At 63.2% G+C, this 19,501-nt stretch carries 17 protein-coding genes; 10 read left to right on the top strand and 7 right to left on the bottom strand.

All coding sequences use genetic code 11. The annotated features are described in order from the left end of the window. Positions 1–32 precede the first annotated feature (32 nt). From AS156_RS14990 to AS156_RS15010, 5 genes are all read right to left on the bottom strand, one after another. Positions 33–1,637 carry an IS1182 family transposase gene (locus tag AS156_RS14990; RefSeq protein ID WP_066498669.1) on the bottom strand — a complete coding sequence of 535 codons (1,605 nt, stop codon included), beginning with the start codon at positions 1,635–1,637 and terminating at the stop codon, positions 33–35. A 585-nt stretch (positions 1,638–2,222) separates the two neighbouring features. Then, positions 2,223–3,257, bottom strand: a complete 1,035-nt coding sequence (locus AS156_RS14995; protein ID WP_066505862.1) for an ABC transporter permease — start codon at positions 3,255–3,257, stop codon at positions 2,223–2,225. 102 nt (positions 3,258–3,359) lie between these two features. Further along, positions 3,360–4,862 (bottom strand): sugar ABC transporter ATP-binding protein, encoded by a 1,503-nt coding sequence (locus tag AS156_RS15000; RefSeq protein ID WP_066505376.1) that lies wholly within the window; start codon positions 4,860–4,862, stop codon positions 3,360–3,362. Between the two features lie 9 nt (positions 4,863–4,871). Beyond that, positions 4,872–5,894 (bottom strand): sugar ABC transporter substrate-binding protein, encoded by a 1,023-nt coding sequence (locus tag AS156_RS15005; protein WP_066505378.1) that lies wholly within the window; start codon positions 5,892–5,894, stop codon positions 4,872–4,874. A 119-nt stretch (positions 5,895–6,013) separates the two neighbouring features. Then, entirely contained in the window at positions 6,014–6,421 is a 408-nt protein-coding gene (locus tag AS156_RS15010; RefSeq protein WP_066505380.1) for a globin, read from the bottom strand. 424 nt (positions 6,422–6,845) lie between these two features. On the opposite strand from AS156_RS15010, the gene AS156_RS15015 reads away from it, so the two are divergent. The 8 genes from AS156_RS15015 (at position 6,846) to AS156_RS15050 (ending at position 16,012) form a co-directional block, all read left to right on the top strand. Further along, entirely contained in the window at positions 6,846–7,232 is a 387-nt protein-coding gene (locus AS156_RS15015; protein WP_066505381.1) for a DUF2946 domain-containing protein, read from the top strand. Between the two features lie 85 nt (positions 7,233–7,317). Beyond that, positions 7,318–9,801 carry a TonB-dependent receptor gene (locus tag AS156_RS15020; protein WP_066505382.1) on the top strand — a complete coding sequence of 828 codons (2,484 nt, stop codon included), beginning with the start codon at positions 7,318–7,320 and terminating at the stop codon, positions 9,799–9,801. Between the two features lie 38 nt (positions 9,802–9,839). After that, positions 9,840–10,361 carry a copper chaperone PCu(A)C gene (locus AS156_RS15025; RefSeq protein WP_066505383.1) on the top strand — a complete coding sequence of 174 codons (522 nt, stop codon included), beginning with the start codon at positions 9,840–9,842 and terminating at the stop codon, positions 10,359–10,361. A gap of 7 nt (positions 10,362–10,368) precedes the next feature. Continuing rightward, the gene (locus AS156_RS15030; protein WP_066505385.1) at positions 10,369–10,893 is read left to right on the top strand and encodes a YcnI family copper-binding membrane protein; all 525 of its coding nucleotides are present in this window, start codon (positions 10,369–10,371) and stop codon (positions 10,891–10,893) included. Positions 10,894–10,897: 4 nt separating this feature from the next. Continuing rightward, positions 10,898–12,466 carry a copper resistance CopC/CopD family protein gene (locus AS156_RS15035; protein ID WP_066505387.1) on the top strand — a complete coding sequence of 523 codons (1,569 nt, stop codon included), beginning with the start codon at positions 10,898–10,900 and terminating at the stop codon, positions 12,464–12,466. 166 nt (positions 12,467–12,632) lie between these two features. Further along, entirely contained in the window at positions 12,633–13,952 is a 1,320-nt protein-coding gene (gene proS, locus AS156_RS15040) for a proline--tRNA ligase (RefSeq protein WP_066505389.1), read from the top strand. 72 nt (positions 13,953–14,024) lie between these two features. Next, the gene (locus AS156_RS15045) at positions 14,025–15,305 is read left to right on the top strand and encodes a lipoprotein-releasing ABC transporter permease subunit (protein ID WP_066505392.1); all 1,281 of its coding nucleotides are present in this window, start codon (positions 14,025–14,027) and stop codon (positions 15,303–15,305) included. Positions 15,306–15,313: 8 nt separating this feature from the next. Next, positions 15,314–16,012, top strand: coding sequence for an ABC transporter ATP-binding protein (locus AS156_RS15050; RefSeq protein WP_066505401.1), 699 nt, complete (start codon positions 15,314–15,316; stop codon positions 16,010–16,012). An 86-nt stretch (positions 16,013–16,098) separates the two neighbouring features. Here the strand turns inward: AS156_RS15050 and AS156_RS15055 are convergent, their stop codons facing one another. Both AS156_RS15055 and AS156_RS15060 read right to left on the bottom strand, forming a co-directional pair. Next, the gene (locus tag AS156_RS15055) at positions 16,099–16,362 is read right to left on the bottom strand and encodes a DUF3551 domain-containing protein (RefSeq protein ID WP_066505403.1); all 264 of its coding nucleotides are present in this window, start codon (positions 16,360–16,362) and stop codon (positions 16,099–16,101) included. A gap of 121 nt (positions 16,363–16,483) precedes the next feature. Further along, positions 16,484–16,777 carry a DUF3551 domain-containing protein gene (locus AS156_RS15060; RefSeq protein ID WP_245312818.1) on the bottom strand — a complete coding sequence of 98 codons (294 nt, stop codon included), beginning with the start codon at positions 16,775–16,777 and terminating at the stop codon, positions 16,484–16,486. Positions 16,778–17,093: 316 nt separating this feature from the next. Here AS156_RS15060 and AS156_RS15065 point away from each other — a divergent pair, with 316 nt between their 5' ends. Then, a complete protein-coding gene (locus tag AS156_RS15065; protein ID WP_066505406.1) occupies positions 17,094–17,843 on the top strand; it encodes an outer membrane protein in 750 nt (249 codons plus the stop codon). A gap of 767 nt (positions 17,844–18,610) precedes the next feature. Further along, positions 18,611–19,501 (top strand): PHP domain-containing protein (locus AS156_RS44380; RefSeq protein WP_245312819.1); only part of this gene is annotated, 891 nt, incomplete at its 3' end.

Genomic DNA, 19,501 nt, shown 5'->3' on the forward strand with positions numbered 1-19,501 from the left:
CGAGACTGAGCAAGAACTACTGGTGAGCGGAGTTAGGCCGGCGTGGGCCGGCCGATTGCGAGCGGAAGCCCTATGTTTGTCCAGAGAGCCGCGAGAGCAACCTGGATGGGCGTCAAAAGGGCTGCGAGGGTACATCGGCAAGTAGCAACCGCCTTGGCGAGCGCGGCCAGAAACGCGTCGAAGCCCAGGATGTTGAGCACGCGGGTGAAGTTGTAGCAGAGCGCCATCAGGCTCCACTCGCCGCGGACCTTGTCGAAGCCGCGGACCAGGAAATGACGATAGCCGGCACGGCATTTGAGCGTGCCAAACGGATGCTCGACGATGCCAAAGCGACGGCGCATCACCTCGCCCGCGCCCTGCATCCGCGCGCGATGACGTTCGAGAACGTCTTCATGCTCCCAGCGACCGATCGTCCGGTAGGCCGCGTTCGAGCCAAGGCAACGGATCTTGAGCGGGCAGGTCCTGCAGATCGCTCCGCGCGCCGCGTAGCGGATCTCGACGCGGCCACTGGTGTTCTTCTGCCTGCTCTTCATCGGATGTAGCTGATGGCCGCCGGGACAATGATAGGTGTCGGATACGCCATCATAGTTGAAGTCCTTGAGGGCGAAGCGGCCTTGCTTCTCGAGCCGGGCGCTGCCCTCCGGCACCGGCACATAGGCCGTGATGCCATCGTCCTCACAGGCCTTCAGTTCGCGGCTGCTGTAATAGCCCTCGTCTGCCAGCACCTGCAGGGTCTTGACCTCGAGGGCTTCCTTTGCCGCGATGGCCATCGCATGTAGCTGGCCGACATCGCTGCTGTCGTTCACCACCTCGCTGGCGACAATGAGCTTGTGCTTGTCGTCGACGGCGGTCTGCACGTTGTAGCCTGCGACCCCCTGGCCGCTCTTGACCAGAAGTCGGGCATCCGGATCGGTCAGGGACAACTGCGTCTCGCCATTCTCTTCCAACCGAGCAAGATCGGCTTGTGCGCGCGAGCGCTTCGCCATCAGTGCCGCGACCTTCGCGCCAAGGTCACCACCACCTGCGCCGCCACCATCGGAGCCATCCTGGCCTGGCTTCCTGGCTTCCGCGGCGTCATTGTCCTCAAGGGACTTGCCGTAGGCCTCGATCTCCTGATCGAGCTTTCCGATCTGATCGGCAAGCCTCTTGCGCGTAAAGATGCTGGCCTTGCTGGCGTCGCCATGGAAGAACGAGCCGTCAATCGCAACAACGCTGCCGCCGACAAGACCGAGTTCGCGCATCAGCAGCACGAAGCTGCGGTTGGCCGCCTTCAGAGCCACCCAGTTCTCCTTGCGGAAGTTGCCGATCGTCCGATAACCCGGCTTCAGATTCTTCAGCAGCCAGATCAGTTCCAGATTGCGGCAGGCCTCCCGCTCCAACCGGCGCGACGACCTGATCTGGTTGATGTAGCCGTAAAGGTAGAGCTTCAGCAGATCGGCTGGATCGTACGGCGGTTGACCGACCCCTTCGGCCTTGCGATCCGCATGGCGAAAGCCGAGCTTGGCAAGGTCGAGCACACGAACGAAGCTCTCGATCGCCCGGACCGGGTTGTCCGCCCCGACATAATCCTCAATCCGAGCAGGAAGCAGGCTGGCCTGGTCGCGGCTCTCGCCGCTCTTGAATGTCCGATTCGTCATGAACAGAATCGTACATCAACTTCCCAAAATGCCGAGTTCTTGCTCAGTCTCGACGGGCAAAATTCCGCTTCGCGTTTCACCCAACTCAGCAGTCTAATGCGCCCGTCTCACCCGATTGAGGGGCGCGTCGCGATCGTCACGAGTGTTGCGGTGAGATGCGGTAGACGCCGATTGCGCAACTGACGAGTGCGCGTGACGCGGACGGCGAAGTCGTGCAGGTCTGACGCACTAGTTGTGAGCTTCCCATTTTGCACGGGACCCATGGGTGCGATCGGCACCCGGCTTTCCCTGCGCCCTCTGCTTGAGGAGAGGGCGAGACGAAGAGCAAGACCCGGACAAATCGTGTCGTGAGAATGTGGGCGTATGATTCACAGGCAGCACAACACACTCGGTGTCGTCCCTGCGAAAGCAGGGACCCATAACCACGAATGTCTATTGTTGCGGGAAGCTGGAACGACGAGTCTCGTTGACAACGCCGGCCGCGGAGTATGGGTCCCTGCTTTCGCAGGGACGGCGACCGGGGAGAGCAGAGTGCAATACTCCGTCATCGGCATCTGAGGTCGCACAAAAATGCCCCCAACAAACCTACTCCGCCGCCCGCTCGCGCAGCCTCTGTGCATAGACGTTGATGATCAGCGCTGCCAGCAGGATCAGGCCGCGGATCAGGATCTTCAGGAAGCTGTCGATATTGACGTGGTCGAGGCCATTGTTGAGCACGCCGAGCACGAACAGGCCGACGATGGTGTTGCCGATGCCGCCGCGGCCGCCGAACAGGCTGGTGCCGCCGACCACCACCGCCGCGATCGAATCCAGGAGGTAGGTATCGAACTCGTTCTGCTGCGCGCTGCCGAAATGCGCCACGCCGAGCATGCCGCCGATCCCCGAGCAGACCGCCGAGATCACCATCACGCTGCCGAGGATGAGCTTGACGTTGAGGCCGGAGAACTCCGCGGCCTCGCGGTTTCCGCCGACCATGTAGACGTAGCGGCCGAACCGCGTGTAGGTCAGCACCAGATGGCCGCCGAGCAGCATCACGGCGGCGACGATCACGATCCAGGGGACGCCACCGATCGAACCCGAGCCGAGCGTCGTGATCAGGTCCGGCACCTTGTAGGCGATCTGGCCGCGCACCAAGAGCGCGGAGACGCCGGCCGCGATCTGCATCATGGCAAGTGTCATGATGAAGGAGGGGATGCCGATCATGGTCAGGCCCAGCGCATTGACGACGCCGAGCAGCGCGCACAGCGCCAGCGCCAGCACGATCGCGGCCCAGCCCGGCATCGGGACGTTGGCGATGTTGACGTAGGATTCCTGCAAGGTGAAGTAGGCCACCGCGATGCCGGTGACGTTGGCGATGCTGGCGATCGACAGGTCGATCTCGGCGCACAGGATCACGAAGGTCAGGCCGACGGCGATGATGCCGGTGACCGAGACCTGCGTCAGGATGTTGCCGACATTGTCGAGGGTCGCAAACGACGGGCTCGCGATGGCGAAGAAGGCACTGAGGAAGATCAGCGTCAGGAACGGCGCGATGTTGCGCATCTGCGAGCGCACGAAGCTGCCGAGCCCGTGCGGCTGCTTGTGATCCGCTCGCGCCGTCGCGCTGTCACTGCTTGCCATCATGCCACTCCATCAAGCGGGATGAGTTGGTCATCGCGCTCTGTCCAATTCTTTGAGCATGATCTCTTCGGAAAACCGCTCCGCACTTCTCCGGATCATGCTCTACGCCGCCTCCAGCAGGCGGTCCTTGCTCACCGCCTCGCCGGCGAATTCTCGCACCACCGCGCCGCGTTTCAACACCAGGATCCGGTCGGCCAGCGACAACACCGTCTCCGGTTCAGTCGACAGCACGATGATTGCGAGCCCCTTGGCCCTGAGGTCGCGGACGATGTTGATCACGTCGTTCTTGGCGCCGACGTCCATGCCGCGGGTCGGCTCGCACAATACCAGCAGGCGCGGCGGGTAGGTCAGCCATTTCGCCAGCGCCACCTTCTGCTGGTTGCCGCCGGAGAGCATGCCGAGGTCGAGGCCGACGACCGGCGGCCTGATCTGCAGTTGCTCGACCTGCCGCTGCGCGATTGCGCGTTCGCGGATGGGTTTAAGCAGCAAAGCGGAGATCCGGTCGAGAATGCTGATCGAGACGTTCTTGTAGACCGGTTCCTGGTGGAACAGCATCGCCCGCCGGCTCTCCGGCACGAGCGCGACACCGGCACGGCGCGCGGCGGCGGTGCTGCGGAACGTCTTGGCGGAGCCGTCGACCGCGAGCGTTCCGCCGTCCGGCTTCAGCTTGCCGAACAGGATGCGCGACAGCTCCAGCTGCCCGCAACCCATGAAGCCGTAGATGCCGAGCACCTCTCCGGAGCGGGCCTCGAACGAGACGTCCTGCAGGCTGCGGCCGAGCGAGAGCTGATCGACCTTCAAGACCGTCGCGCCGCCGCCCGATTGCGGCAGCATGAGGTCGTCGGTGTAGCTGTGCTCCAGCGCCTCGCCGCCGCGGCCGATCATGGCCTCGATCAGGGCGCCCTTGGTGGTGTCGGCGGATGCGGTTTCCGCGATCTTCCGCCCGTTCCGGAACACGGTCACGGTGTCGGAGACGCGCAAGATGTCTTCGATGAAATGCGAGATGAAGACGATGCTGGTGCCTTCGTCGCGCAGCTTGCGCAGCGTCGTGAACAGGCGCTCGACCTCGGGCGGGGAGAGGGCGGAGGTCGGTTCGTCCAGGATGATGATGCGCGCACCGGAGAACAGCACGCGGGCGATCTCGATCAGTTGCTGCAATCCGATCGGCAGGTCGCCGAGCCTGGTCATCGGATCGACATGGATACCGAAGCGGGCAAGCTGCTCGCTGGCCTCGCGGGCCATCCGCCGCCATTGCACCAGCCCGAGCCGGTTGGTCGGCTGGTTGCCGAGGAAGACGTTCTCGGCGACCGTCAGGTCGGGCGCGACGCTGAGCTCCTGATGGACCATGCCGATGCCGGCCGCGTGGGCGTCGCGGGCGGAGCGGAAGCGGGTTTCCCTGCCGTCAAGCATGAAGCGGCCGGAGAACTCCGGATGCACGCCGGCGATGATCTTCATCAGCGTGCTTTTTCCAGCACCGTTCTCGCCGACGAGACCATGAATCTCGCCGGCGTAAAGCGAAAAGTCGACCCCACGAAGGGCTTCGACACCGCCGAAGGCCTTCGTGATCTGGTTCAACTCGAGGATCGGGGAACGTCCCTGCGACATGAGGGTCGCTCAGATCAGGAAGTGATCCTCCATCCACTGCATGCCGGGGGCGTTGGCCTTGGTCACGACGGGACCGTCGGTCACGACGTTCTTCGGGATGCCCTGGCCGCTCTTCTCGCCGGCCACCACGGCGGCGACGCCGGCGATGATGGCGCCGCCATGGATGCGGCAGGACGGATTGCGGACGGTTGCGAACATGCGGCCTTCGCTGACCGCCTGGATCGCCGGCGGCATGGCGTCGACGCCGCCGATCAGGATGTTGGTGCGGTTGTGGGCCTTCATGATGTTGTAGGCGGCGAGCGCCATGTCGTCATTGTGGAAGAAGGCCGCGTCGATCTGTGGATACTTCGTCAGGTAGGTTTCCCAGAGGCGGGCGGTCTTGGAGACGTCCCAGTCGGCGGGCTGGGTGTCCAGCACCTCGATGTTCGGGAATTGCTTGATGACCGAGTTGAAGCCCTTGGCGCGTCCCTGCGCACCGGTGTGGCCGAGCGCACCCTGGGTCATGATCATCTTGCCCTTGCCGCCGATCGCGTTGCACAGCGCCTGGGTCACCGAAGCGCCCATGAACTCGTTGTCGGGGGCGAGGAAGGAGTGGACGTTGATCTGGTCGAGCGGCGCAATCAGCGTGTCCATGTCGATCACGGGAGTGCCGGCGTCGATCATCTTCTGCACGGGCTGGGTGAGGGTGCCGATGCCGAACGCCTGGATGGCGACGAAATCCCATTTTTGCGACGCCATATTGTCGATCGCGGCACGCTGCTTGACGGCGTCGAGCTGGCCGTCGAACCACGTGACGTCGACGTTGAACAGCTTGCCCCAGAACTCGGCCGCCTTCTTGCCCTGCGCGCACCACGTCGCTTGCAGTCCGGCGTTGGAGAATGCGGCCTTCAGCGGCTTTTCCGAGCGGCCCATTTCCGCTGCGAGCGCGGGGTTCACGCCCATTCCGCCGAACAACGCCGCTGCCGCTCCACCGGCTGCCGCCATTTGCAGAAGGTCGCGTCGTGATGTCGGAGTCTTGTCCGTCCCTGGCATTGGTGTTTGCTCCCTCTCTATTTTTCTGGCCGTCGGCGTCAGTTGCACGCGCCGCGGATAAACGGAGTGTGTCACAATCGGAACGGCGACGCTACGCCCTCGCGGCTTTCGCGATGTTGCTAACCGGCCTGCTGCCGCACGACGGCCTCGAGGTCGCCCAACAGCTTGTGCCACGCAGCATCGATGTCGTCAGACCATTGTTCGCCGAGAAGCTCGCGCAGCGTTGCCGCGATCACGCCGAAGAACGCGACGAACAGTTCGCGCGGCGTGCCGTACGCATCATGCGAGGACACCTCGCATTCGATCAGCCGGAAATGTCCGGTGCGCTGGCCGGCGAAATCGAGGATGGCCTCGATCGTGAGCGACAGCATCGAGCCTTTCACCGGCTCGCTGCCTTCGCTGCGAAACATCGCCTGCGCCTCGGGATGCTCGCGAAACAGGCGGCGATAGACCAGCGGCGTGAGATCGTCGCAAGCCGCGGCGGCGAGCTCGAAGCTGCGTTCGATCGGATTCGTTGATGACGTCATTGTTGATGCGATCATCACACAAAAAAAGAGCAGGGCGCCAAGCCCTGCTCCAAAAATTGTGTCGACCCTATTTGCCCCAAAAATGCGATTTGATCTTGATTGATGGGGTGACGCTGCTTGTGCGCGTCGGGCTCCTCCCGAGACTTGGACCACCAAGACTAACCTTGCGGCTGGCCTAGGCGCGAATTGGTAGACCATCTTTCCAAGCTTGTCATCATTTTCGGCAACGATTGTTCAAATTTCGAGCAATTTGCGAAATGATTGGGATGGTGCCACCGCCGGTTGTAAGAGGGGACCGAAAGCGCGTGATGGGGTAAGGGGATACGGCGGCTGCGTCACGGCCTATCATTTCCTGCTGTTGGAATAGACGAAGGTCGAACGGTGTCTCGACTTCCAGGGACGGTGGTGGTTAGTTCCGTTCCGGATGGGTTTCGCGATGCGCCGGCGGCTGAAGAATTTTCTGCCCATAGTCCTAGTTGCCCTGCTGGTGCAGATCTTTGCACCGATCGGGGCCTGCTGGGCGGCGAGCCTTGCTGCGTCCGACCCGCTGGCGGCTGCCGGCATCTGCCATGTCGATCCGAGCTCCGGTGCCGGGCAGGGTGACCAGACCGGTCAGCACGCCCACGACGGCTGTTGCGCGGTGTGCAGCGTGCTGCAGACCGGGGCGCCCATCGATGCTCCCGACGCCGCCGCGGCGGTGGCCGTCGAGCGCGTGGCGAGCCAGGTCGCCTGGCACGATCTCGCATCCGAACTGGTCCGCTCACGCACCGGCTCGCACGCCCAGGCCCGCGCTCCTCCTGTTCTCTCCTGACGGCGTCCTCGTGGCCGGCGCGTCTTGCGTGCCGGCGAATTGCCTTTGAGCAAGCCGGCCGCAGAGCCGGTGTCAGGATCCATCGATGTTTCGTTATCATGCCCTCGGTGGCGTGAGCGTTGTGGCCATCCATGCGGCGCTGCTGGCGTCTGGTGGGATCGCGCATGCGCAAAGCGGTGAGCAGAAGGTGCTGCCGCCCGTCACCGTCGAAGCGCCGCATCCGCAGGCGCGGCGGGCCGCACGCAAGCCGGCCAGTCAGATCGCCGCCGCACGGCGGCGGCCCTCGCCGGTCGTGGCAGCCCAGAACCGGCCGGTCGCGGTCGCGAATACAACAGGGGCAGGTGCCAGTGCCTCGCTCGGGACACCGCTTGCCGTGGCCCGGTTCCAGCTGCCGCAGAAGTCGTACACCGTCACGTCCAAACAGATCGATGAGACGATCAACCTCAAGGACCCCGAGGACGCGGTCAAATACCTGCCGAGCCTGTTCGTGCGCAAGCGCAACGACGGCGACAATCAGGCAGTTCTGGCGACCCGAACGTGGGGTCTCAATTCGAGCGCGCGCACGCTGATCTACTACGATGACCTCCTGATCTCGGCGCTGATCGGCAACAACAACACCAATGCGTCACCCAGGTGGAACCTGATCTCGCCCGAAGCCATCGGCCGGATCGATTTCCTCAACGGCCCGTTCGCGGCCGCCTATCCCGGCAACTCGATCGGCGGCGTGCTGCTGATCTCATCGAAAATGCCCGACAAGCCGTTCGCGGTGGCCAAGGAGACCGTCTCGGTGATGCCGTGGAGCCAATACGGCACCAAGGACACCTTCGTCACCAGCCAGACAAGCGCAGCAGCAGGCAACAGGGAGGGCAGGCTGTCGTGGCTGGTCAGCGCCAATTATCTCGACAGCTACCAGCAGCCGCTGACCTATACGACGAACGGGACGATACCTGCGGGGACCACGGGCGCGTTTCCGGCGCTCAACAAGCAGGGCGTTCCAGCCGACGTCGTCGGGACCGGTATCCTCGCGCACTCCCAGCAAACGTCGGCCAACCTCCGGCTCGCCTACGACGTGACGCCGCTGGTGCTGGCGACCTATTCGCTCGGCATCTGGAACAACCATCAGGTCTCCGATCCCCAGACCTATTTGCGCTCGACGGCGACCGGCGCGCCGACTTTCGCCGGCATCTCGGGCTTTGCCACCGGCAAGTACATCTGGGATCAGACCCAGATGAGCAACGCGGTCTCGCTGAAGAGCGACACCAAGGGCGTCTACGACTTCGACATCTCCGCCTCGAGCTACAACTATCTCCAGGATACGCAGCTCAATCCGTTCACGGTCGCTGCCACAGGCACGGGCTTTTCACCGAACGGAAAGATCACAAGGATGGACGGCACCAATTGGCAGAACGTCGACGCCAAGGGCATCTGGCGGCCGTTCGGCTTTGACGGCCCGCACGAGATTAGCTTCGGGGTTCACGGCGATCGCTACGAGCTGGAAAATCCGGTCTACGCATCTTCGGTATGGAATGCGACGTCATCGACGGGCACCGGGGCGCTTTATTCGACCGGCGTTGGCGAGACGCGGACCGGCGCGTTGTGGGTCCAGGATGCCTGGAAGCTCGCCCCAGCGCTCAAGCTGACCCTCGGCGGACGACTGGAGAGCTGGCAGGCCCTCGATGGGTACAACGTCAATACCACGACCACTGGCGCCGGTGTCATCACGTCGACGACGGCGATCAACCAGCCGGGCCTCAGCTCGACCAACTTCTCGCCGAAAGCGTCGGTGTCGTTCGATCCGAATAAGGACTGGAACATCACCGCCAATTTTGGTGAAGCCTACCGCTATCCGACGGTGACCGAGCTCTACCAGAACGTCACGGTCGGCGGCGTCGCCACCTTTGCCAATCCCTTGCTCAAGCCGGAGCAGGATTTCACGGGCGAGCTGAACATCGAGCGCAAATGGGTCGATGGCAGAGTCCGTCTGACTGTCTTCTCGGAGCGGACCAACAACGCGATCATCTCGCAGACCAATCTCGTGACGAATCCAGTGACGGGCGCACAAACGCCGACCACAGTCGTCAGCAACGTCGATGCCATTCAGATGCAGGGCGTCGAGCTCTCGGCCGAGAAGGACAACGTGTTCGTGACCGGCCTGCAGCTATTCGGCAGCGTGACCCATGTCGATTCGAAGATACTCGCTGACGCAAGCTGGGCCGGCGTCAATCCACTGACCAACCGGCCAACCAACGTGGTCGGCAAGCGCGTGCCTTACGTGCCGGACTGGCGGGCGAAGCTCGGCGTGACCTACCGGCCGAACCAAAGCTGGGCCTATACAGTCGCGGCGCGCTACAGCGGCAAGCAATACTCGACGCTCGACAACACCGATCTCATTTCCCACGTCTATGGCGCGTTCGACAATTTCTTCGTCGTCGACATGAAGATTCACTACAACGCCACGAAGAATTTTGCCTTCGATTTCGGGATCGATAACATCTTCAACGAGCAATATTTCCTGTTCCACCCATTTCCCGGCAGGACCTTCGTTCTGGCGGGGAAGTACACCTTCTGAGCTGACGGACTGTCGGCCCCAACTCAAGGAGCTTCACCATGAAACTGACACTGGCTGGACTTGCGGCGATCTTCGTTCTCGTTCTCGCCGCGCCTGCCTCCGCCGAGGACGTCAAGGCCGGCGATCTCGTGATCACGCAGGCCTGGACGCGCGCCACGCCGAGCGGCGCGAAGATCGGCGGCGGTTACCTCACCATCGAGAACAAGGGGACCGTGCCCGACCGTCTGGTCGGCGGCTCCGGCGATGTCGCCGGCAAGATCGAAATCCACGAGATGTCGATGAACAACGGCGTCATGAAGATGCGTCCGCTCGACAAGGGGCTGACCATCGAGCCTGGCAAGACGGTGAAGCTCGCGCCGGGCGGCTACCACCTGATGATGTTCGACCTGAAGAACCCGCTCAAGCAGGGCGACAAGGTGCCCGTCACGCTTGAATTCGAGAGAGCCGGCAAGGTGACGGTCTCGCTGGATGTGCAGGCGGTCGGTGCGCAGGCCCCCGGCGGTGACGATCATTCCGGCCATGGCGACCATTCGAGTCACATGGACATGAAGAAGATGTGAGGCCACGATGAGACGTATTGTTCTGGCGGGCGCCATCGCGGCGCTCGCGATATCGCCTGCAGCGGCGCATGTCACGCTCGAAGGAAAGCAGGCGGCCGTCGGCTCATACTACAAGGCCGTGTTCGCCGTGCCGCACGGCTGCGCGGGATCAGCGACGGTCAAGCTCCGCGTGCAAATTCCGGAGGGCGTCATCGGGGTGAAGCCGATGCCGAAGCCGGGCTGGAATGTCGAAGCGATCAGCGGCAAGTACGCGACCGAATACGAACTGCATGGCCGGAAATTATCCGAGGGCGTGAAGGAGGTCGCGTGGAGCGGTGGCAAGCTCTCCGACCAGAACTACGACGAGTTCGTCATGATGACGTTCCTCACCGACACGTTGAAGCCGAACACCACGTTGTATTTCCCCGTCGTGCAGGAATGCGAGCAGGGTGTCAGCCGATGGATCGACATCCCGGCTGACGGCGAGGGGAATGGCCATGACCGTGGCAGCAAGTGGCCGGCGCCCGGCGTCAAGCTGGTGCCGAAGCCTTAAGAGCATGCGGTGGGTCGCAAGCCTTGCGGTGCTGCTGCTGGCGGTGTGTCTTGCGACCGCAGCCCATGCGCATGCGGTGCTGCTGGGCGCCGAGCCGGCGGACGGCAGCGTGCTGGCGGCGGCGCCAAAGATGGTGGTGCTCCGCTTCAACGAAGTGGTGGCGCCGACCGCGGTCAGCCTGCTCGATGCCGCCGGCAAGCCGCGCGACGTCGCGGTCCAGGCCGTCGATCAATCCGTGCAGGTGACGCTGCCGGCCGATTTGCCGCAGGGCACGCAGGTGATCAGCTATCGCGTGGTGTCGCAGGACGGGCATCCCGTCGCCGGCTCGCTGTTGTTCTCGATCGGCGTAGTGACGGGCTCGGCCGCGCCGTCCGGCAGCAACACGCTCGATGTGCTGATCTGGCTGGCGCGGATCGGTGTCTATCTCGGGCTGTTCATCGGCATCGGCGGTGCGTTCTTCGCTGCGTGGATCGGGAAGGGGCACGCGGGCGGGGCGGTCATCCTCGGATCGCTCGGCATCGGGCTCGTCAGCGCGCTCGTCTCGCTCGGCCTGCAGGGCATCGATCTCTTGAACCTGCCGCTCTCGGGACTTGCGACGCGCGCGCCATGGGCGGGCGCACTCGGCACCAGTCTCGGTCCTTCGATGCTGATTGCGATTGCCGCAATGCTCATCGCTATGATCGGCTGGCGAAATCCGTCGAGCGGGGCCGCACGGATCGGGGCTGCTGTCGCGATAGTCGGTGTTGGCCTGGCGCTTGCGGCGAGCGGGCACGCGGCGACGGCATCGCCGCAGTGGCTGACGCGGCCGGCGGTCTTCGCTCACGGCGTCGGTCTCGCTTATTGGATCGGCGCGCTCGCGCCGCTCGCAGCGACGGCGTGGCGGCGGCAGAATGACGACACGCTGCCATGGACGCTCCGGCGCTTCTCCAACGTTGCAGTGCCGGTGGTCGGGCTGATCGCGCTGTCGGGGCTCGCACTCGCAATCGTGCAGCTCGAGAGTTTTGGCGCGCTGATCGACACGCGATACGGCAACATCCTTGCGCTCAAGCTTGGCCTCGTCCTGTTGCTGCTCGCGCTCGCGGCGCTGAACCGGTTCGTGTTCACGCCGGCCGTTGCGCGCAATGCCGGCAATGCGAAGCCGCTGCTGCGGTCGATCGTGGGCGAGTGCGTGCTCGCGCTCGCGATCTTCGCGCTGGCCGCGGGCTGGCGCTTCACGCCGCCGCCGCGCGCGCTGGCGATGTCGACGGACGTTCCGCTCGCGGTCCATATCCACACCGATGCCGCGATGTTCCAGGTCCTGATTGGACCGGGCAAGGTCGGACAGAACGATTTCGTGCTGCAGCTGATGAATGACGACGCGAGCCCCTTTGCCGCCAAGGAGGCGACGCTGACCTTGAGCCTGCCCGAGCGCGGCATCGAGCCGATGGAACGCAGTGCCGCACTTGGACCGGATGGCTATTGGCATGTTCGTCAGGTGCCGCTCCCGTTCCCCGGCCGTTGGCACATGCAGATCGACGCCTTTGTGACCGATTTCAAGAAAGTGACGCTGGAAGACGATTTCGAGGTGAGGTAAAGGCGACCTCGGTGTGACGGACGGTCCTTGCGGGACGCAATGCGCTCAAATGGCCGAAATTCGCCTGATTTGACGGGTTTTTCGCAGTCGCTGGCCTTGTGTTTTCGCACCTGATCCGGTTTCACTGCAGCTCTTCCCACAGGTCCCTGATTCTCCGAGTAACCCCATGCGATTGTCGCGGTTTTTCCTGCCTATCCTGAAAGAGAATCCGAAAGAGGCGGAGATTGTCTCGCATCGGCTGATGCTGCGCGCGGGCATGATCCGGCAGGAGGCTGCCGGAATCTATGCCTGGCTGCCGCTTGGCTTCCGGGTGCTGAAGAAGATCGAGCGGATCGTGCGCGAGGAGCAGGACCGCGCCGGCGCGCTGGAGCTCCTGATGCCGACGCTGCAACTCGCCGATCTCTGGCGGGAAAGCGGCCGCTACGACGCCTACGGTCCGGAGATGCTGCGCATCCTCGATCGGCACAAGCGCGAGCTGCTGTACGGGCCGACCAACGAGGAAATGATCACGGAGATCTTCCGCTCCTACGTCAAGTCGTACAAGAACCTGCCGCTCAATCTCTACCACATCCAGTGGAAGTTCCGCGACGAGCAGCGTCCGCGTTTCGGCGTGATGCGCGGCCGCGAGTTCCTGATGAAGGACGCGTATTCGTTCGACCTCGACGAGGCCGGCGCACGGCGTTCCTACAATAAGATGTTCGTCGCCTATCTGCGCACCTTTGCGCGGATGGGCCTGAAGGCGATCCCGATGCGGGCCGAGACCGGGCCGATCGGCGGCGACCTCAGCCACGAATTCATCGTGCTTGCTGAGACCGGCGAGTCCGGCGTGTTCTGCGACAAGGACGTGCTCGATCTGCCGATCCCGCCCGACGATGTCGACTATGACGGCGACCTTACTTCGATCATCAAGCAGTGGACGTCGGTCTATGCCGCGACCGAGGACGTGCACGACGCCGCGCGCTTCGAGAGCGAGGTGCCGGTGGACAAGCGGGTGAACACCCGCGGCATCGAAGTCGGCCAGATATTCTATTTCGGCACCAAATATTCCGAGACCATGAAGGCGCTGGTGGCCGGTCCTGACGGCGTCGACGTCCCGATCCACGGCGGCTCCTATGGCGTCGGCGTGTCGCGTCTGGTCGGTGCGATCATCGAGGCCTGTCACGACGACGCCGGTATCAAGTGGCCGGAGGCGGTTGCGCCGTTCCGCGCCGCGATCCTCAACCTCAAGCAGGGCGATGCCGCGGTCGACGGCGCCTGCGAACTGCTCTACCGCGACCTGATGGCGAAGGGCGTCGACGTGCTGTACGACGACACCGATCAGCGCGCCGGTGCCAAGTTCGCTGCGGCCGATCTGATCGGCATTCCCTGGCAAATCCTGGTCGGTCCGAAGGGCCTCGCGGACGGCAAGGTTGAGGTGAAGCGTCGCAGCGACGGTTCGCGCGAGAACACGAGCCCTGCCGACGTGGTCGCGAAGCTCGCGGGTTAAAGTTTATCCACCACGCGACGTCCCGCTGGGTAATCCGGCCACATTTGCCCCGAATCATGGGATTATCGACAGATGGATGAGACCATGAACGAGCCAGTCCGTACCCGACCTTTTGCGCCATTCGAATGGCTGCTGTCCGGACGCTATCTGCGTGCACGCCGCAAGGAAGGGTTCATTTCGGTCATCGCGGGCTTCTCGTTCCTGGGCATCATGCTCGGTGTCGCCACGCTGATCGTCGTGATGGCGGTCATGAACGGCTTCCGCAAGGAACTGCTGGATAAAATCCTTGGGCTCAACGGACACATCCTGGTGCAACCGCTGGAATCGCCGCTGACCGACTGGAAGGACGTCGCCGACCGCATCAGCCAGGTCCCGGGTATCCGCCTGGCCGCGCCTGTTGTGGATGGGCAGGGGCTCGGATCGTCGCCGTTCAACGCGGCCGGCGTCTTCATCCGTGGCATCCGCGCCGACGATCTCAACAACCTCACCTCGATCGCCAAGAACATCAAGCAGGGCTCGCTCGAGGGCTTTGACGAGGGGCAGGGGGTTGCGATCGGACGCAGGCTCGCCGATCAGCTGTCACTGCATGCCGGCGATAGCATCACGCTGGTTTCGCCCAAGGGGGCGGTGACCCCGATGGGCACCACACCGCGCATCAAACCTTACAAGATCACCGCGGTATTCGAGATCGGCATGTCGGAATACGATTCGACCTTTGTGTTCATGCCGCTGGCCGAGGCGCAGGCCTATTTCAACCGCAATAGCGACGTGTCCTCGATCGAGGTGTTCACAACCAACCCGGACAGGATCGACAGCTACCGCAAGCTCGTGACCGAGGCGGCCGGGCGACCGGTGTTCCTGGTCGACTGGCGGCAGCGCAATTCGACGTTCTTCAATGCGCTGCAGGTCGAGCGCAACGTGATGTTCCTGATCCTGACCATGATCGTGCTGGTTGCGGCCCTCAACATCGTCTCCGGCCTGATCATGCTGGTGAAGGACAAAGGCCAGGACATCGCGATCCTGCGAACCATGGGCGCCTCGCAAGGCTCGATCATGCGGATATTCCTGATCACCGGCGCATCCATTGGCGTCGTCGGGACCCTTGTCGGCCTGCTGGTCGGGTTGTTGATCTGCTTTAACATCGAAACGATCCGGCAATTCCTGTCCTGGCTTACCAACACGGAATTGTTCGATCCGACGCTCTACTTCCTGTCCAAACTGCCTGCGGAGATTGATTTTGGCGAAACGCTCGCGGTCGTGATCATGGCGCTGACGCTGTCCTTCCTGGCGACGCTCTACCCGTCGTGGCGCGCCGCGCGCCTCGATCCGGTCGATGCGCTCCGGTACGAGTGAGGGCGGACATGGCGGAGGGGGCGGAAGAGACGCCGGTCATCTATCTCCACGATATCAAGCGGGAGTACAGACAGGGCGAAGCCACGCTGACGATCCTGAACGGCGCCAAGCTCGCGCTGTGGCCGGGCCAATCCGTGGCGCTGGTGGCACCGTCAGGGTCGGGCAAATCGACCCTGCTGCACATCGCAGGCCTGCTGGAGAGCCCTGACGACGGCGAGGTGTATGTCGCGGGCACGCCCACCTCGCAATTGTCCGATGTCGACCGCACCCAGATTCGGCGTACCGATATCGGCTTCGTCTACCAGTCGCACCGCCTGCTGCCGGAATTCTCGGCGCTCGAGAACGTCATGCTGCCGCAGATGATCCGCGGCCTGAAACGCTCGGAGACCGTGAAGCGTGCGACGGAGATCCTGGGCTATCTCGGGCTCGGCGACCGCATCACGCACCGGCCGGCTGAACTGTCCGGCGGCGAGCAGCAGCGCGTGGCGATCGCGCGCGCGGTCGCGAATGCGCCGCGGGCGCTGCTCGCGGACGAGCCGACCGGCAACCTCGATCCGGGTACCGCCGATCACGTCTTCAACGCGCTGATGCAGCTCGTGAAAGCGACCCGGGTGGCGATGCTGATCGCCACCCACAACATGGATCTGGCCGCGCGGATGGATCGCCGGGTGTCGCTTAACAACGGGCAGGTCGTCGAGCTCGAATAGCTCTCAATCGAGCGTTTTCGAACCAAAACGGCGCCGGCTCGTGTAACGAGAGCGACGGTTCTGATTCAATCAGTGCTGATGGTGCGCTAGCGAGGCCGACGCCGCCTGACGGGCTGCCGCCAGCGATCGAGCGGCGGGCCGGCGTAATAGGGATTGTTGAAGCACATCGCCGGAAGGCCGGAGGCCGCCGCCCGGCACTGCTCCAACGACGTGTAGCCGCAGTCGGTGTCCTCGCCGCCCCAGCGGTAGTTGGTCTTGCAGACCGGAGAGGTCGAATCGTATTTTTGTGCGCTCGCCGGCGCGGTGGCGATGACGCTCACGGCCAACAACGCCAGAATCAAGCTGCGCATCAGAAATCTCCCGTCGACCAGGCGTTCGCTTTTTTTCGCTGATCGAATTCGCGCGGAAGCAGGCCGTCGCGCGCAGGCGCGCGTCAAGTCACGTTCCCGCGTTGCCATGACCGGATCGGCGTCAGTGGAGGAACAGCTCGAAGAAGTTGCCCTCCTGGCGCTCGCGCGGAGGAACGTGGAGATAGGAGCGGCGGTCGTTGTCGCCGGCGTAGAAGGGATTGGCGATGCAGTTCTGTCCGATCCCCGAGGCGGTCGCCCGGCACTGCTCATACGTCTCATACGCGCAGTTGCTGAGACCGGGATAGCGGTCGCCCTGGATGCAGAAGGGGTAGCGCACGCCGACGGCATGCGCAGGCGTTGCGGTGAACGATGCAAGCGCGCTGACCGACGCTGCCGCAAGAACCAGTCTGCGCATGGGCATTCCCTTGGTGCGATCACGTGAACAATTGCGACGATCCAAACCGGACAAGCGGGTTCCCGTCAACTCGATCTCACGCGCAATTGTGCACGCAGATTTGATCTGTGGGCACGTGGTTTTGAATTGTGAAAAATGTGCGGCAATCGTGTGGCGAAAAGTTCAAAAAATGCCTGTAACGCAACGTTAACTTACAATTTGAGCGAAGTCGTTTCGCCGTGCCTGTTGCAGCGAAGTTACAGCAATTCTGCAGAAGGCTGGTATGAGCTTATCCGGAGGCCTTGGGGGCCCAGTAGACAAAGTTGGAACGGGAAAAATGAAAAAGGTTTTGCTTGTTACGGCCAGCCTGATCGCGCTCGCCGCGGTCGCGCCGGCCTCCGCGGCTGATCTGGCAGCTCGGCCTTACACCAAGGCTCCGCCGATGGTCGCCTCCGTCTATGACTGGACCGGGTTCTACATCGGTATCAACGGCGGTTGGGGAACCAGCCACAACAGCTGGACCAACACCGCAGTTGGCGGCGTTCCGTTCGCTCCGCTCAGCGAAGGCAGCCATGACGCTGATGGCGGCACGGTCGGTGGTCAGATCGGCTATCGCTGGCAGGCTGGCGGCTGGGTGTTCGGCCTCGAAGCTCAGGGCAACTGGGCTGACTTCAAGGGCTCGAACGCCAGCGCAGCGTTCGCGCTCCTGGACAACCGGACCAAGATCGACTCGTTCGGTCTGTTCACCGGTCAGATCGGCTACGCCTGGAACACCACGCTGTTCTACGTGAAGGGCGGTGCTGCGGTGACCGACAGCAAGTACGAAGGTCTGACGGCCGGTGCGCTGGTCGACAGCGCGTCCGACACCCGCTGGGGCGGCACCGTCGGTGTCGGTCTCGAATACGCCTTCGCTCCGGGCTGGTCGGCTGCTGTCGAGTACGACCATCTGTTCATGGGCAACAACAGCTACACGCTGGTTACCCCGACCGGCATCAACAGCCGCACCGACGACATCAAGCAGAATGTCGATCTGGTTACCGTTCGCCTGAACTACAAGTTCGGCGGCCCGGTCGTTCCGCGCTACTGATCGCTCGCTTAACTCAAGCGACGTCGAAAGCCCCGGGCCTTGGCCCGGGGCTTTTTTGTTGGGCGATGGTTATCCATTGGCTCGATCGGCGATCCTAGACGTCGCCCGGCCGCTTTCCGCTGTGCACACGGAGTACCGGAATCATACGGGACTCAATGTCATGAACCTTTGGGCGGCCTCGTGCAGACCTATAAGGGTCAGGATTTTGCCACGACCCTCCTGGGGCTAGGACCAGCGCCGTCCGCGTGTTTTTCAAGCGGGCGGCGTTGTGCTGTCTGGTGTCCAGATTTGCTCTGCGAGCCCATCGCGTGGCCAATAATGTCCTGATCCGATGGTATGACTGTTCCAATCAGGACAGCACCCCGCCAGTCGAGCAATTAACTATCAAGGTCACTTTCCAAACCGACCCTCCACCCGTCCTTGACTCTGAGAACAAAAAAGGAACAATGTTCTTCATACGTTCCAGTTCACGGAGGCGGCCATGTTGAAGATTTTCGTGGAAGAGGCAGCGGCGCTGGCATCGATCACGTTGTTCGTCGGAATGATCGCAGTCTGGGCTCAGCTGTTCACTCAGTTCTGACAATGCGCGGCGCCACCCGCATTGGTGCCCCTGGGGAAAAGCAGGAGGAGGGGACGCCATGCGGCGTTCCACGTGGACTCGGCGGAACGCTGGCGTCACGATGGCGTCAGCGAGTCGGGCCTGAAGCTTCCAAGCGCTCAAGGCTGGCGCTCGCTGCATCCCTCACGCAAAGACCCTTCGAGCAGCCATGTCGAATGCCGGATTCGTTCATCTTCACGTTCATTCGGCCTATTCGCTGCTGAAGGGCGCGATCAAGATCGCCAAGCTCGGCGAGCTTGCCAAGGCCGATCGCCAGCCGGCGCTGGCGCTCACCGATACCGACAACATGTTCGGGGCGCTGGAATTCTCCGACAAGATGGCCGGCTACGGCATCCAGCCGATCGTCGGCTGCGAGCTCGCGGTGGATTTCGGCGACGTCGATCCCAATGCGCGCAGCGTGCTGGCGGCGGGCCCAGCACGAATTGTCCTGCTGGCGGCGCGCGAGCGCGGCTACCGCAGCCTGATGCGGCTGAACTCGCGGGCGTTCCTGGAGACGCCCGTCAACCAGACCCCACACATCAAGTTCGACTGGCTCACGGACGATGCCGAAGACCTGATTGCGCTGACCGGCGGTCCGGACGGGCCGATCGCGCTGGCGCTCGGTGCCGATCAGGCGGCGCTGGCGGCTACGCGCTGCGACCGTTTGGCCAGCCTGTTCGGCGATCGTCTCTACGTCGAATTGCAACGCCACGGCGTCGACAAGGAGCGCCGCACCGAAGGCGGCCTGATCGACCTCGCCTATGCGAAGGGCTTGCCGCTGGTCGCGACCAACGAGCCGTATTTTGCGACGACCGACGATTATGAATCGCACGACGCGCTGCTGTGTATTGCGGGCGGTCACCTGATCGCCGAGACCGATCGCGTGCAATTGAGTCCCGATCACCGCTTCAAGACCCGCGCGGAAATGGCGGTGCTGTTTGCCGATATTCCGGAAGCGCTGGCGTCGACGGTGGAGATCGCCGAGCGCTGCTCGTTCCGGCCAAGGACGCGCAAGCCTATCCTGCCGTTCTTCACGGTCGGTGCCGCGCAGAGCTCCGAT

It is taken from the genome of Bradyrhizobium macuxiense (assembly GCF_001542415.1).
Taxonomy (GTDB): Bacteria; Pseudomonadota; Alphaproteobacteria; order Rhizobiales; family Xanthobacteraceae; genus Bradyrhizobium; species Bradyrhizobium macuxiense.

Coding starts and splice junctions, on each gene's coding strand:
- AS156_RS15025 (WP_066505383.1), top strand. CDS start 9,840: ATGAAACTGACACTGGCTGGACTTGCGGCGATCTTCGTTCTCGTTCTC.
- AS156_RS14990 (WP_066498669.1), bottom strand. CDS start 1,637: ATGACGAATCGGACATTCAAGAGCGGCGAGAGCCGCGACCAGGCCAGC.
- AS156_RS15060 (WP_245312818.1), bottom strand. CDS start 16,777: ATGCGCAGACTGGTTCTTGCGGCAGCGTCGGTCAGCGCGCTTGCATCG.
- AS156_RS15010 (WP_066505380.1), bottom strand. CDS start 6,421: ATGACGTCATCAACGAATCCGATCGAACGCAGCTTCGAGCTCGCCGCC.
- AS156_RS15030 (WP_066505385.1), top strand. CDS start 10,369: ATGAGACGTATTGTTCTGGCGGGCGCCATCGCGGCGCTCGCGATATCG.
- AS156_RS15035 (WP_066505387.1), top strand. CDS start 10,898: ATGCGGTGGGTCGCAAGCCTTGCGGTGCTGCTGCTGGCGGTGTGTCTT.
- AS156_RS15045 (WP_066505392.1), top strand. CDS start 14,025: ATGGATGAGACCATGAACGAGCCAGTCCGTACCCGACCTTTTGCGCCA.
- AS156_RS15055 (WP_066505403.1), bottom strand. CDS start 16,362: ATGCGCAGCTTGATTCTGGCGTTGTTGGCCGTGAGCGTCATCGCCACC.
- AS156_RS15065 (WP_066505406.1), top strand. CDS start 17,094: ATGAAAAAGGTTTTGCTTGTTACGGCCAGCCTGATCGCGCTCGCCGCG.
- AS156_RS14995 (WP_066505862.1), bottom strand. CDS start 3,257: ATGGCAAGCAGTGACAGCGCGACGGCGCGAGCGGATCACAAGCAGCCG.
- AS156_RS15020 (WP_066505382.1), top strand. CDS start 7,318: ATGTTTCGTTATCATGCCCTCGGTGGCGTGAGCGTTGTGGCCATCCAT.
- AS156_RS15000 (WP_066505376.1), bottom strand. CDS start 4,862: ATGTCGCAGGGACGTTCCCCGATCCTCGAGTTGAACCAGATCACGAAG.
- proS (WP_066505389.1), top strand. CDS start 12,633: ATGCGATTGTCGCGGTTTTTCCTGCCTATCCTGAAAGAGAATCCGAAA.
- AS156_RS15015 (WP_066505381.1), top strand. CDS start 6,846: ATGGGTTTCGCGATGCGCCGGCGGCTGAAGAATTTTCTGCCCATAGTC.
- AS156_RS15050 (WP_066505401.1), top strand. CDS start 15,314: ATGGCGGAGGGGGCGGAAGAGACGCCGGTCATCTATCTCCACGATATC.
- AS156_RS15005 (WP_066505378.1), bottom strand. CDS start 5,894: ATGCCAGGGACGGACAAGACTCCGACATCACGACGCGACCTTCTGCAA.